The sequence below is a fragment of the Enterobacter pseudoroggenkampii genome, from assembly GCF_026420145.1.
In the GTDB taxonomy this organism is placed as follows: Bacteria; Pseudomonadota; Gammaproteobacteria; order Enterobacterales; family Enterobacteriaceae; genus Enterobacter; species Enterobacter pseudoroggenkampii.
Genome location: NZ_JAPMLV010000001.1, coordinates 1,139,428 through 1,153,693 on the forward strand (window position 1 = coordinate 1,139,428; position 14,266 = coordinate 1,153,693).

11 protein-coding genes are annotated in these 14,266 nt (G+C 57.2%); 5 read left to right on the plus strand and 6 right to left on the minus strand.

Features of this window, described 5'->3' with window-relative positions; translation table 11 throughout:
• Window positions 1–10: 10 nt before the first annotated feature.
• Complete coding sequence (gene malX / locus OTG14_RS05610) at window positions 11–1,603, minus strand: maltose/glucose-specific PTS transporter subunit IIBC (RefSeq protein WP_048991221.1); 1,593 nt, start codon at window positions 1,601–1,603, stop codon at window positions 11–13.
• 177 nt (window positions 1,604–1,780) lie between these two features.
• Here malX and OTG14_RS05615 point away from each other — a divergent pair, with 177 nt between their 5' ends.
• Window positions 1,781–2,809 carry a Mal regulon transcriptional regulator MalI gene (locus OTG14_RS05615; RefSeq protein WP_248272168.1) on the plus strand — a complete coding sequence of 343 codons (1,029 nt, stop codon included), beginning with the start codon at window positions 1,781–1,783 and terminating at the stop codon, window positions 2,807–2,809.
• Window positions 2,810–2,811: 2 nt separating this feature from the next.
• Here the strand turns inward: OTG14_RS05615 and OTG14_RS05620 are convergent, their stop codons facing one another.
• Complete coding sequence (locus tag OTG14_RS05620; protein ID WP_061715404.1) at window positions 2,812–3,708, minus strand: LysR family transcriptional regulator; 897 nt, start codon at window positions 3,706–3,708, stop codon at window positions 2,812–2,814.
• A gap of 107 nt (window positions 3,709–3,815) precedes the next feature.
• On the opposite strand from OTG14_RS05620, the gene OTG14_RS05625 reads away from it, so the two are divergent.
• Window positions 3,816–4,796, plus strand: coding sequence for an MBL fold metallo-hydrolase (locus OTG14_RS05625; protein ID WP_248272167.1), 981 nt, complete (start codon window positions 3,816–3,818; stop codon window positions 4,794–4,796).
• Window positions 4,797–4,811: 15 nt separating this feature from the next.
• Complete coding sequence (locus OTG14_RS05630) at window positions 4,812–5,666, plus strand: alpha/beta fold hydrolase (RefSeq protein WP_090417227.1); 855 nt, start codon at window positions 4,812–4,814, stop codon at window positions 5,664–5,666.
• 39 nt (window positions 5,667–5,705) lie between these two features.
• Here the strand turns inward: OTG14_RS05630 and OTG14_RS05635 are convergent, their stop codons facing one another.
• Window positions 5,706–7,238 carry a YdgA family protein gene (locus OTG14_RS05635; RefSeq protein WP_248272165.1) on the minus strand — a complete coding sequence of 511 codons (1,533 nt, stop codon included), beginning with the start codon at window positions 7,236–7,238 and terminating at the stop codon, window positions 5,706–5,708.
• 99 nt (window positions 7,239–7,337) lie between these two features.
• Window positions 7,338–8,513 carry a mannose-6-phosphate isomerase gene (manA, locus tag OTG14_RS05640; RefSeq protein WP_267214702.1) on the minus strand — a complete coding sequence of 392 codons (1,176 nt, stop codon included), beginning with the start codon at window positions 8,511–8,513 and terminating at the stop codon, window positions 7,338–7,340.
• A 199-nt stretch (window positions 8,514–8,712) separates the two neighbouring features.
• Here manA and fumA point away from each other — a divergent pair, with 199 nt between their 5' ends.
• The gene (gene fumA / locus OTG14_RS05645; protein WP_061715401.1) at window positions 8,713–10,359 is read left to right on the plus strand and encodes a class I fumarate hydratase FumA; all 1,647 of its coding nucleotides are present in this window, start codon (window positions 8,713–8,715) and stop codon (window positions 10,357–10,359) included.
• A 182-nt stretch (window positions 10,360–10,541) separates the two neighbouring features.
• Window positions 10,542–11,936, plus strand: a complete 1,395-nt coding sequence (fumC, locus tag OTG14_RS05650) for a class II fumarate hydratase (RefSeq protein ID WP_248272164.1) — start codon at window positions 10,542–10,544, stop codon at window positions 11,934–11,936.
• Here the strand turns inward: fumC and tus are convergent, their stop codons facing one another.
• Complete coding sequence (gene tus, locus OTG14_RS05655; protein ID WP_248272163.1) at window positions 11,937–12,866, minus strand: DNA replication terminus site-binding protein; 930 nt, start codon at window positions 12,864–12,866, stop codon at window positions 11,937–11,939.
• Between the two features lie 73 nt (window positions 12,867–12,939).
• Entirely contained in the window at window positions 12,940–14,238 is a 1,299-nt protein-coding gene (gene rstB, locus OTG14_RS05660) for a two-component system sensor histidine kinase RstB (protein WP_024909335.1), read from the minus strand.
• Window positions 14,239–14,266: the final 28 nt, after the last annotated feature.

Here is a 14,266-nt window from a genome sequence, read left to right on the forward strand (position 1 = left end):
GGCTGAGGCATCAGGCTTCTACTGTTCGCATCAGGGTAGCCAGCTCATCCTTCACCGACTGTACCTGCGGGCCGATAACCACCTGCAAATTGTGCTGATTTAACTGTACCACGCCGATAGCCCGGTTGGCTTTCAGGGCGTTGGTATCCACTTTTGACATATCCGCCACCGACAAACGCAGGCGGGTAATGCAGTTATCCAGCGAGGTAATGTTATCCGCACCGCCCAGCGCCGCCAGAATGGCAGGGGTGTTGTAGCCGGATTTGCCCACGGTACCGGCAACCGCCTGTTCAACGCTGGCGGCCGTATCGGTATCGCGGCCTGGCGTTTTCAGGTTAAAGCGGGTGATGGCGAAGCGGAAGATCCCGTAGTACACCACGAACCAGATTGCCGCCACGACCGGGACCAGATACCACTTGGTGGAGAGGCCGTGCAGGATGCCGAAGACCACGAAGTCGATGACGTTACCGTCGGTATTACCGATAGTGACGCCCAGCACCGCCATCACGGTAAAGCCCAGACCGGTCAGCACAGCGTGAATCAGATACAGCACCGGCGCAACGAACAGGAACAGGAACTCGATTGGCTCGGTGGTACCACCTACGACGCAGGCGATCACGCCGGAAATCAGCAGCCCTTTAATTTTATGACGGTTTTCCGGGCGTGCGCAGTGGTACATCGCCAGCGCGGCACCCGGCAGGCCGCCGAGGAAGGCAGGCATTTTACCCTGAGACAGGAAGCGGGTGGCGCTTTCGGAGAAGCCGTGGGTGGTTGGGCAGCTCAGCTGCGCCTGGAAGATGGTCAACGCACCGCTCACGTCGTGGCCGCACACCTCCATCGTCCCGCCCGCTTCGGTGAAGCGAATCAGGGCCACCAGGATGTGCTGCAGGCCAAACGGCAGGAGCAGACGCTCGCCGGTGCCGAAGATCATCGGACCGAAATCTCCCGCGCCGTTGATGATGCGGCCAATGCCGTTGATGCCCAGCGCAAAGACCGGCCAGATCAGCGGAATGATCAGACCAAACAGGCCCATCACCACCAGGGTGATAATCGGCACGAAGCGGGTGCCGCCGAAGAAGGCCAGGGCATCCGGCAGACGGATATTGTGGAAGCGCTCGTGCAGCATCCAGATAATCACACCCGCGATCACCGCCCCGAGGATCCCGGTATCAATAGACTGGATGCCAATCACGCTCTGAATGTTGTTGGCCTTCAGCACGGCAGCGTCGGTGGTCGGCAGTATGCCTTTCGCGGTCAGCCAGAAGTTAACCGCGAGGTTCATCACCGCGTAACCCACAAAACCGGCAAACGCCGCGACGCCTTTATTTTCGCGCGCCAGGCCCAGCGGGATAGCGATACAGAACATGACGGGCAGGAAGCTAAACGCAAAGGAGCCGACTTTACTCATCCAGATAAAGATGGCCTGCAGCACGGGAGTACCGAGGAACGGGATCAGCGTGATGACGTCTTTACTGCTTAGCGAGCTGCCGATCCCGAGCATGATCCCGCAGAACGAGAGGAGTGCCACGGGCAGCATAAAGGTTTTACCCAGTTGCTGGAAAAATTCCCACAGCGATATTTTTTGTGCTGCTTTCGCCGTCATAAAACGACTCCTTTATTGTTAAAATCAGTTTGTCTGCTTCAATGCTGCGAGAAGATAAAACGTTTTATCAAAGTTTAGTGCGCGCTAAATCACATTCTCAGGCTTTGACTGGTAGTATAAAGATAACGTATTGATAAAACGTTTTACCGATCTCATTTCAGGGAGTCACGCCGACACATGGCTGTAGCGAAAAAAATCACCATCAACGATGTCGCGCTTGCGGCGGGCGTTTCCGTCAGCACCGTTTCTCTGGTGCTAAGTGGGAAGGGGCGCATCTCTCCTGCCACCGGTCAGCGGGTGAACGAGGCGGTTGAACAGCTGGGCTTTGTGCGTAACCGTCAGGCGTCGGCGCTGCGCGGCGGGCAAAGCGGGGTGATTGGCCTGATTGTTCGCGATCTGACGTCACCTTTCTATGCGGAGTTAACAGCCGGGTTAACCGAAGCGCTTGAAGCACAGGGGCGGATGGTCTTTCTGCTTCACGGCGGTCGCGAGGCCGATCAGCTGCTTTCCCGGCTCGATATGCTGCTGAACCAGGGGGTGGACGGGGTGATCGTCGCCGGGGCATCGGGCGTGGGCAGCGAACTGTGCGAGCGTGCCGCTGAAAAAGGCGTGCCGCTGGTGTTTGCCTCGCGCGCCAGCTACCTCGACGAAGCCGATACGCTGCGCCCGGATAACATGCAGGCCGCGCAAATGTTGACCGAGCATCTTATTCGTCGCGGGCATCAGCGCATTGCCTGGCTGGGCGGTAAAAGCTCGTCCCTGACCCGCGCCGAGCGGGTAGGCGGCTACTGCGCGACGCTGATTAAATTCGGCCTGCCGTTCCACAGCGAGTGGGTCGCGGAGTGTGAATCCAGCCAGAAGATGGCGGCGGAAGCGATAGGCGCGCTGCTGCGAAGCAGCCCGACGATCAGCGCCGTGATTTGCTATAACGATGTGATCGCTATGGGTGCCTGGTTTGGCCTGATCCGCGCCGGGCGTCAGAGCGGTGAGGGCGGGGTGGAAACCTTCTTCGGCCACCAGGTAGCGCTCGGGGCGTTCGCCGACGTCGGTGAAAACGCCCTCGACGACCTGCCGATCGTCTGGGCCACCACCCCAGCGCGGGAGATGGGTTACACCCTGGCGGACAGGATTATGCAGCGCATCGACAATGCGGATGTGCAGGCCGGGCACCAGATTGTGGCAGCGCGGCTGGTGACGGTGAAATAATATCAGGTGTACTGCGTAAGCGGGTTGAGCAACAGTTCGGCCTCAAGTGCTTCCACAAATTTTCGTACTTTTGCCGGGATCAGGCGGGAGGTCGGGTAAACTGCCCACACTGCCAGCGATTCCGGCTGGGCATCCTCCAGGACGACCCGCACGAGTTTACCCTCTCTGAACGCCGGTTCTACGTACCAGCGAGATAAATTGGCGATGCCCATCCCTCCCAGGCAGGCTTCGTAAATTGCCTCAATAGAGTTCGCGGAGAATCGGCCAGACACCTTTTGCTTGTAGCGCTGTTCGCCCTGTTCGAATGACCAGTGGACGGTATCTGACGTGGTCAGACAGCTATGTGCCGCCAGATCGTTAAACGATTTTGGATAGCCTTTTGCGGCAAGATACGTCGCGCTGGCGCAAAGATCGCGAGGGTTGTGACACAGGCGATGAGCAACCAGCCTGTTATCGCGCAGAGGCGCAATGCGTAGCGCTACGTCTATGCCTTTTCCGACAATATCAACCTGTTCGTCGGTGGCGAGTAAATCGACCTGCAGGGAAGGATGTTGCTGCATGAACCGGGTCAGCATGGGAGCAACGATCTTTCGTCCAAACCCCGCTGAGGCGGTAATGCGCAGGCGTCCGGTAAGATGCGTCCCCTCGGGAAACAGATCGGCAAGCGCATTGTTTTTATCTTCCAGCAATGCCTGTGCATGCGGCAAAAAAACGTCCCCATCGCTGGTGGGAGAGAGAGAACGCGTGGTGCGGTGTACCAGCCGAACCCCCAGTTCCGCTTCGAGATGAGTTAGCGCGCGCGATGCTGTCATTGCGCTCATTGAGAGCCGACGCGCGGCACCGGCGAGGCTACCCGCTTTGACGGCTTCGACAAACACTTCAATATCTTCGAGTCTCATTATATCGTTTTTCGTTATGCTGCCTTATCAAATTACATATCTACATTATTTGTCGTTACGCTGCCATAGTCTCTTCACATCCTGATAAACATAAATTTGGAGTGAAGATGAAAAAGTTGAAAACGATTCTTGCGTTCAGCGGCCTGCTCTTTGCTGGCACATCGTGGGCAGATGCTCCCGCGCAGGTGAAACAGCAGGTCCCGGGCTATTATCGTCTGGCTGTAGGGGAATACGAGGTGACGGCGCTGTTCGACGGCTATAACGATCTTTCGCCAACGCTATTGCAAGGGCTTTCACCTGACAAGGTTCGCAACCTGTTGGCGCAACACAAAATCGATGCCGAACGCATGCCGACGTCTTTCAACGCGTTTCTGGTTAATACCGGTAAACATCTGGTCATGATTGACAGCGGGGGTGGCCACTGCATGTCAGAAACGGCCGGTCAGCTAATCGGCAATATGAAAGCATCAGGGTATCGCCCTGAGCAGGTCGATACGGTTTTCCTGACCCACCTGCATCTTGATCATGTGTGTGGCCTGAGCGATGCAGACGGTAAGGCGCTGTTCCCGAATGCCACCGTCTACGTACCGCAGGGGGAGGCCGACTACTGGCTTGACCCCGCAAAAGAAGCGAGCGCGCCGGCTAATGCGAAGGCGTATTTCGCTATCGCCAGGAATGCGCTGTCCGCGTATAAAGCCACCGGGCACCTAAAAACCTTCGTCCCGCCAACTTCACCCATCCCGGAGGTCCAGACGACATATGCCATTGGCCATACGCCTGGCAGTACCGTTTATCGCTTCGCGTCTCAGGGTACGGCTATTAACTTCATTGGGGATCTTATCCATGCTCCTGCCGTCCAGTTCCCGCACCCTGAAGTGTCTATTCGCTTTGATGTCGATCCGAAAAAAGCCATCTCATCCCGGGCGCAGGAGTTTAACGCGCTGGCGAAAGACGGAGAGTGGATGGCCGCAGCGCATCTGCCTTTCCCTGGTATTGGGCATATCACCTCCTGGCAGCAGGGCTATAGCTGGAATCCTGTAAATTACGGTCCTTATCAACGTGCGGCCAACGTGCCTCTGCTGAAATAAAGTGCGGTTACGAACATGAGAAGTTACACCGTAACGGCGAACGGTATCCGACAGTTCGTCGTAGAAGAGGGTGAAGGCGCACCGGTTATTCTTCTGCATGGTTTTCCAGAAACAAACTATGCCTGGCGCTACCAGATACCCGTTTTGTCCCGACACTATCGTGTGATTGCACCAGATTTACGCGGGTATGGGGAAACGGATAAACCGGCCTCCGGTTATGATAAACGAAACATGGCGCGGGACGTCCGGGAACTAATGCGAGTGCTGGGTCTGGAGAAAGTGGCGCTGGTGGGGCACGATCGTGGAGCTCGGGTTGCTACCCGCTTTGCTAAAGATTATCCCGAGTTAATCGATCGTCTGGTGGTGATGGATAACGTACCAACCCGTATTGTGGCGCGCGATCTGAATGCGTCGATTGCGCGTGCATACTGGTTCTTCCTGTTCCATCTTGTACCAGACCTGCCGGAAGCCCTGATTGCAGGTCGAGAAAACGTATGGCTGCACCACTTTTTCTCGGACTGGACCTACGATCCGTCTACCATTAGCGGCGAGGCGTTTGACACCTATGTTCGGGCGTATCAGGCGCCGGGTGCCGTGCGCGGCGCGATGGCTGACTATCGCGCCAACGCAGAGGATGTGGCGCAGGATATGGCAGACGCTGAGGTGAAAATCACCTGCCCGGTAATGTCGCTGTGGGGTAATGATTTTCATGCGGTCGGCAAGCTTTTCGATATGAAAAGCGTCTGGGCCGAAATGGCGGAAAACCTGCGGGCGTATGGTATTGATGAGTGCGGCCATCTGCCGCAGGAGGAGCAGCCAGAGAAAGTGAATGCGCTTCTGCTGGATTTCCTGGCTGGATGGAAAAGTTAGGGGGCAATAAAAAACCCCTCATGCGAGGGGTTTTGACGTTTACTGCTGCGGTGCCGCCGGTTCGGCTGGCGCTGCCGGTTCAGCCGGTTCCGGCATCCCCAGAGCAGGCATACCGAACATGCCGACGAAGTCTTCCAGCGGCATCTTGTCGCCGTTGAGCGTGACCTGGCCGTTGGCGTACTGCAGGCTGGTGGAAATCGTGTTGTTTTCCACTTTGGTGATGCGGAACATCTGGCCCATTGCCGCCAGACCTTTCACCTGCTGGTTCGCCAGCTTGCCGGCATCTTCATCGCCGTAGCCTTCCAGTTTCGCAATCTGGGTCATAAACTCGGTCGCCATATCCATCGGGATGGTCAGCTTGCTGTCGAGCGACTTCACGCTGCGATCCACTTCCTGCGCCAGCGTCTGCGGTTCACCCGTTGCGGTGGCCGGATCTTTCAGGAACAGAGACAGGTTGAAGCTGGTTTCGCCTTTGCTGTTTTTCCAGCTCAGCGGCGCAACGGTTATCACCGGCTCGCCTTTCAGCAGGATTGGCAGGTTGTTGAACAGCACCGCCATCGCCTGCTGCTGGTACACTTCCGGGTTCTGCTGCAGCGCGGTATCGGTCAGCAGCGCCTGGCTCTCTTTACTGTATTTCTGGCTAAACTCGTGCCACGCCAGGCCGTCGATATTGCCGATCTTCAGCGACAGTTTGCCGGTGCCCAGATCCTGATTCTGCACTTTCAGGCTCTTCAGCGTGTAATCCAGCTGGGTATTGATGCTCTTCCCGTCTTTGGAAACGTCGGATTTGCCGTTGACGTCCATGCCTTCCAGCACGGCCATCTCTTTCCCTTCAACCGCAATGGCGACTTTATCGAGAGACAGTTTTTGATCGCCGATACGCTCCTGGAAATCGGTCATTCGGCTGTTGCCGTCGGCTTTCAGGTTGCTGAAGGTGAGCTGAACTTTTTGGTTATATTCGTTCACGGCATTGACCAGGCCGCTCTCCGCTTCACCCGTCAGGGAGAACACGTTTCCGTCGCGGTCAGCATCGAGTTTGAAGTGGCCGCCGCTGAAGGCGACTTTTTCATTCTCTTTCTCGTAGTTCAGCGCTTTCAGCGCAATATCGGAACTGGTGTCACCGGCATAGCTAATTCGGGTATTAATGTCGAAAGGCGATTCATTCTTTGCCAGGTCAAACAGCGGTTTGGTGACGTCGTTATTCACCAGCACGGTATGAACGGACGCCATCGACGGGATCAGGTTAAAGGACTTCAGCTGCGCCAGCGGCAGCGGACCGTGGCTCACCACCTCGTCCAGCACCACGCTCTGGCCCGGTTTCAGCCAGCCGTTTTCAGCTCCGGCAACCGGCTTCACCACCAGCTGCATACGGCTGGTAAACACACCGCGGTGATAGTTCTGGTAGCTCAGTTCCAGACCTGCTTCCGGCGCGCTGCGCTTAATCTCTCCGTTAGCCTGCGCCACCATCTCAGCCAGACGGCCTTCCAGCTGTTTCCCGGTAAACCAGGAGGCACCCGTCCAGACCACGCCTAACGCTACAATCACTCCAACCGCTACGACCGATTTTTTCATTGCGACTATCCCTAAAATGAAACCAGGCGGTAAAAACCGCCTGGAGATATTAAGCCTGCAACTAGCTTAGCAAGAGTTGTTAAAAAATTCAGTAAGTGCTTAAAGCTTATTGAAAACGCGCGCCAGGCGACCGGTGCCGCTCACGCTGACCGGGGACTCATTGGCTGCAACGAATGCTGACTCACCGGGCTTAAGCACCAGACGCTGTTCGCCTTTGCGCAGCGTCGCTTCGCCTTCAACGCAGAACAGAATCGCCGCGCTCTCCTGAGCCACCGACGTTTCGGCGCTGCTCAGGTCATGCAGGGAGAAGGCAAAATCCTCAACCGGGATCGGGAAGTCCAGCTCTGCGCCGTTTTTCACCGGCTGAGTCAGCAGCTCCGCGGCAGGTTTCGCCACGAACTTCACGTTGGCAACCAGCTCAGGAATGTCGATGTATTTCGGCGTCAGGCCCGCGCGCAGCACGTTATCGGAGTTGGCCATCACCTCCAGCGCCACGCCCTGCAGGTAGGCGTGTGGGGTTTCCGCGAACAGGAACATTGCCTCGCCGGGGTTCAGCTTCACCACGTTCAGCAGCAGAGGGGAGAACAGGCCGCTGTCGTCCGGGTAGAATTCGGAAATCAGACGGATAGTCTCCCACGGTTCACCTTGCTGGCTGTCCAGGGCGGCTTTCAGCACCGCCAGCGCGTGGGATTTCTCTTCACCCTGCATATTCAGCAGGCTGGCAAACAGCTGGCTCAGCGCGTCGGCGTTCGGGTTTTCGAGGAAGTGGGCGATAGCCTTGTTGGCACCCGCGACCGGTTGCAGCAGAGAAATGATCTCCGAAAACTCGCGGAAGGCGTTCATCGCCAGGAACGGCGTCAGCGCGAACACCAGCTCCGGCTTGTGGTTGGGATCTTTGTAGTTACGCTCGGCGGCGTCTAACGGGATACCCGCCGCGTTCTCTTTCGCAAAGCCGATTTCGGAGGCTTGCTTGTTCGGGTGAACCTGAATGGAGAGCGGCTGGTCGGCGCACAGCACCTTAAACAGGAACGGCAGTTCGCCGAAGCGGCGAGCGACCTTGTCACCCAGCAGCGCGGCTTTATCGGCATCAATCACGTCGCGCAGGCTGCGTACCTGGCCGCTGGCGTCTTCAATTTTTGAGCTGATCTTCGGGTGCGCGCCCATCCACAGTTCTGCCATCGGCAGGTTGTTCGGGTTCGCGATACCGTAGAGATCCGTTAACGCAGTTTTACTTCCCCAGGCGTAGTTTTGCACTGAGTTAATGAGTTTTTGCATTATCAAGCCCTGATTCAATTGTGGAATTAACTCCGGGTATTAAAGCAATAAACCTCATGGAAGTAACCTGTGGATGTAAAAAGTCGTACTAGTCTCAGTTTTTGTTAAAAAATTGTGTAGGATAAGCTGACTCGCTTTTAAGCCGGGCAGCGGAACATCTGCCCTGAATAAACAGACCGAAGCAGTAAGTGAGAGACCAATGTCGAATAAACCCTTCCATTATCAGGATCCTTTCCCCCTCAGTAAGGATCAGACCGAGTATTACCTGTTAACCCGCGATCATGTCTCCGTTTCTGAGTTTGAAGGACAAGAGATCCTCAAAGTCGATCCGCAGGCGCTGACGCTGCTGGCGCAGCACGCTTTCCACGACGCCTCGTTTATGCTCCGTCCTGCGCACCAGCAGCAGGTGGCCGATATCCTGAGCGACCCGCAGGCCAGCGAAAACGATAAATACGTTGCCCTGCAGTTCCTGCGTAACTCCGATATCGCGGCGAAAGGCATTCTGCCAACCTGTCAGGACACCGGCACGGCGATCATCGTCGGTAAAAAAGGCCAGCGCGTCTGGACCGGCGGCGGTGACGAAGCGGCGCTGGCGCACGGCGTTTATAACACCTACACCGAAGACAACCTGCGCTATTCGCAAAACGCCGCGTTGGACATGTACAAAGAGGTCAACACCGGCACCAACCTGCCAGCACAGATTGACCTCTACAGCGTCGACGGTGATGAGTACAAATTCCTCTGTATCGCCAAAGGCGGCGGTTCAGCCAACAAAACCTATCTCTACCAGGAAACCAAAGCGCTGCTCACCCCGGGCAAGCTGAAGAACTACCTGGTTGAGAAGATGCGCACCCTCGGCACCGCGGCGTGCCCGCCGTACCATATCGCATTTGTGATTGGCGGTACCTCGGCTGAAAGCACGCTGAAAACCGTCAAGCTGGCCTCAACCAAATACTATGACGGCCTGCCTACCGAAGGTAACGAGCACGGCCAGGCGTTCCGCGACGTACAGCTTGAGCAGGAACTGCTGGAAGAGGCGCGTAACCTGGGTCTCGGCGCGCAGTTTGGCGGAAAATACTTTGCCCACGACGTGCGCGTGATCCGTCTGCCGCGTCACGGTGCCTCCTGTCCGGTCGGGATGGGCGTCTCCTGTTCTGCGGATCGCAACATCAAGGCCAAGATCAACCGCGAAGGCGTGTGGATCGAAAAACTGGAAAACAACCCGGGCAAATACATTCCGGAAGAGCTGCGTAAAGCAGGTGAGGGTGAAGCGGTTCGCGTTGACCTGAACCGTCCGATGAAAGAGATTCTGGCGCAGCTTTCGCAGTATCCGGTCTCGACCCGTCTCTCCCTGAACGGCACGATTATCGTGGGGCGCGACATCGCGCACGCGAAGCTGAAAGAGCGTCTGGACAATGGCGAAGGGCTGCCGCAGTACATTAAAGATCACCCAATCTACTACGCTGGCCCGGCGAAAACGCCTGAAGGCTACGCCTCTGGCTCGTTAGGCCCAACCACGGCAGGACGTATGGACTCGTACGTTGACCAGCTGCAGGCCAACGGCGGCAGCATGATCATGCTGGCGAAAGGTAACCGCAGCCAGCAGGTGACGGACGCCTGCCACAAGCACGGCGGCTTCTACCTCGGCAGTATCGGCGGCCCGGCAGCGGTGCTGGCACAGGGCAGCATCAAGAGCCTGGAGTGCGTGGAATACCCGGAACTGGGTATGGAAGCGATCTGGAAAATTGAAGTGGAAGATTTCCCGGCGTTTATCCTCGTGGATGACAAAGGCAACGACTTCTTCAAGCAGATCCAGTCGTCCCAGTGTTCGGCGTGTGTGAAGTAATTCTATAAATTGCCGGGTGGCGCTGACGCTTACCCGGCCTGCATTCTCGTAGGTCGGGTAAGGCGCAGCCGCCACCCGACACCAAAAAGAGCGCACAAAGCGCCATAACGTTTCTCAGAAGTCATCAATACTTATCCCTTAAGCATGTGAGCAATCCCTCTTTTGTTATCAAGGAGAAAGTAATGACCACGGTACGCCATGAGAAAGATTCGATGGGCGCCATCGACGTCCCGGCCGACAAGCTATGGGGCGCGCAAACCCAGCGTTCGCTGGAGCATTTCCGTATCTCGACTGAAAAAATGCCCGTCTCGCTGATTCAGGCGCTGGCGCTCACCAAACGTGCAGCTGCGAAAGTGAACCAGGATTTAGGCCTGCTGACGGCAGACAAAGCGACCGCCATCATCAACGCCGCCGACGAAGTGCTGGCGGGCAAGCATCCCGACGAATTCCCCCTCGCCATCTGGCAGACCGGTTCCGGCACCCAAAGCAACATGAACATGAACGAAGTGCTGGCGAACCGGGCAAGCGAACTGCTGGGGGGCGTGCGCGGCATGGAGCGTAAGATCCATCCGAACGATGACGTCAACAAAAGCCAGAGCTCTAACGACGTCTTCCCCACGGCGATGCACGTGGCGGCGGTGATTGCTATCCGCGAGCAGCTTATTCCGCAGCTCAACGTTCTGAAATCCACGCTCAATGAGAAAGCGCAGGCCTTCCGCGAGATCGTTAAAATTGGCCGTACGCACCTGCAGGACGCCACGCCGCTGACGCTCGGCCAGGAGATTTCCGGCTGGGTGGCGATGCTGGAACATAACCTGAAGCATATTGAGTACAGCCTGCCGCACCTGGCGGAGCTGGCGCTCGGCGGGACGGCGGTCGGGACCGGGTTAAACACCCATCCAGAATACGCGGTGCGCGTGGCGAAAGAGCTGGCAAACATCACCGGGCAGCCGTTCGTCACGGCGCCCAACAAGTTCGAAGCGCTGGCGACCTGCGACGCGCTGGTCCACACCCACGGCGCGCTGAAAGGGCTGGCGGCATCATTAATGAAAATCGCCAACGACGTGCGCTGGCTGGCCTCGGGGCCGCGCTGCGGCATTGGTGAAATCAGCATTCCGGAAAATGAGCCGGGCAGCTCCATCATGCCGGGTAAAGTCAACCCGACCCAGTGTGAAGCCATGACCATGCTCTGCTGTCAGGTACTGGGCAACGACGTGGCCGTCAACCTGGGCGGTGCATCCGGCAACTTCGAGCTGAACGTCTATCGCCCGATGGTGATCCACAACGTTCTGCAATCGATTCGTCTGCTGGCGAACGGGATGGAGAGCTTTAACGAGCACTGTGCGGTAGGGATTGAGCCGAATCGCGAGCGTATCAGCCAGTTGCTCAATGAATCCCTGATGCTGGTGACGGCGCTGAATACCCATATCGGCTACGACAAGGCCGCCGAGATCGCTAAAAAAGCGCATAAAGAGGGGCTGACGCTGAAAGCCTCCGCCCTGGCGCTGGGCTATCTGACGGAGGCGGAGTTCGATGCCTGGGTTCGCCCGGAAGCGATGGTTGGCAGCCTGAAATAATCAACCCGCCACATACAGGTGCAGCCGCGGAATAATCAGCTGCAGCGGCTGCGCCTGAGGTCTGTAACGGTGCTGGACATTGTCCGCATCGTAATTCAAAAGCTCACCAATATCCGGCACGATGGCCCCCTGGTCGGCATCAAAGAGCGCAATCAGCGGCGTCGGACAGGCATACTGAACCTGTTTTTGCTTACCGGAATACCAGACGCGGGCGATAGGCTGCACCTTCACCGGGCGCTTAATTTTGAGGCGCGTATCCGCCGGTAGCGAGGCGATGCTGTGGTACTCCTGCTCCAGGCGCTCAATCCACTGCTCACGCGACCACGGCGCGACGGTGCGCGGCGTCTTCAGGCTTTTTTCCAGCTGCGCCAGAATTTCATCCCGGGTGAAGTTTTTAATGATGTGCTTATTCGCCCAGCCGAAGCGCAGCGTGGCGGGGTGACGCAGTACCGTCAGCGTGCGATAGGCATTCAGGGTAATTAACCCAGGAAGCTGACGGTGCACCCATTCAAACCGGGCGGCAGGGGCGAGGCCGGACTCTTCGGTAACGATCTTTTCAAATGCCGCTTTCAGGGTGTTGATATGGGTAATCCGGGCTTCCAGCGCGTCGCGCGTTGTCGCATCGGTTTGCAGGCAGATCACGCCGGGCAGACGCACGGCCGCCTTACTGCTGCGGTTTTCAGACTGCTGCTGGATAAACAGGCGACGATAGTGTTTCAGCGCCAGCTCAAGGGCGGCGCTGCCGATGTGCTGTTCAACCTCGATGGTGTCCAGCGGGTCGTGTTCTGCCCCTTTAGCTACCTCGGGCAGGGTAAAGACGCGCGCGGCCAGCATACGGCAGGTCTGCAAACGTTCAGTCAGGGTCAGGAGCTCGTGTTCTATTTCCCGAAACGTGCTGTTCAGCCGTTCGAGAAGATCGTAAGTCGCCATAAACACTCTCATTAGTTACAACATACTTATCATATAGCACAGCACGCCGGGTCAGGCCAGCGTGCGGTTTAGGTCAGACAGGAACGGGAAGGGCGATGTTATGGTATACCGGCCAGCTAAAGCAGAAGCGCGCGCCGCCAAGCTCGCTCTCCTCGCAATGCACCGTGCCGCCCATTGCCTGCGCGATAGAGTAGACAATCGCCAGCCCCAGGCCACATCCGCCAGTAGCGCGATCGCGGCTGGGGTCGAGGCGGACAAACGGTTCAAACACGGTTTCTCGCGCTTCCGGAGCTATCCCCGGGCCGTCATCCTCCACCGTCAGGCTTGCCTGACTGCCCTGCAAATCCAGCCCAATTTGTAGCGTACTTTCGCTGTAGCGCATGGCGTTGTTCATCAGGTTGTCCAGCACGCGTTCCATCAGGCGCATATCGAGTGCGCCGTAATCACCTGGCGTCACGCGGGTCAACAGCGTACGCTGCGGGTTCACGCTCTGAACGTCATCAATGTGGGTTTGCAGCCAGGCAGGAAGATCTGGCGTGCTGAGGTTCAGCTCGTTTTGCGGACGATCGAGGCGCGCGTAGGTCAGCAGTTCCTCAATCAGCGCCTCAAGCTGGCCAATGTCGCGGTTAAGCGCCTGAGACTCCGCTTCCGTCAGATTTTCGCTCATCTCCAGACGATAGCGCAGGCGCACCAGCGGCGTGCGCAGCTCGTGCGCAATTCCGTCGATCAGCTGCTTCTTACTGGCGATCAGGGCATTGATGTTATCGGCCATCTGGTTAAAGGCCACGCCCAGACGTTCAAAGCTGGAACCGCTGTCGAAGTGAATGCGCTCGGTAAAATGCCCCTCGCCAAAACGCTGCGCAGCGGATTCCAGCTTCAGCATGTCCTGCCAGTGCGGGCGCATCCAGATAAAGACCGGAAACGCGAGCGAGATGGCGATAAAGGCCATCAGCGCCATGTCCAGCAGGCGCATCTGGTGCAGATAATAGAGATAGGGAACCGGGCCGACGGCCAGCACGTAATGGCTGCGCGGGATACGCTGGATAAAGGTGTATTTCTCATCCAGCGCGACGATGTCCCCGTCGCGCAGACGCTGCATGGCGGGTGGGTCCAGCTCAAAATTTTTTAAGGGCTCGATGCGTAAATCGAACGAGAGATTCAGATCCAGCTCTTTCAGGGTTTTCGCCCAGTCGTGCGGCGGGATCTCTCTTAGCTCGCTGCGCATCAGATAGAGCGAGCTTTTCATCAGGTCGTCCAGCGACTGCCTGCCTGCACGTTCGGCGGTGAATTTATAGACCAGCCCGACCAGCATGGTCATGACCAGGAAGCAGACAAACAGCAAAAGATAAAACTGCACAAACAGCTTTTTCATTAAATATCACCGGGAAATCAAATAATTA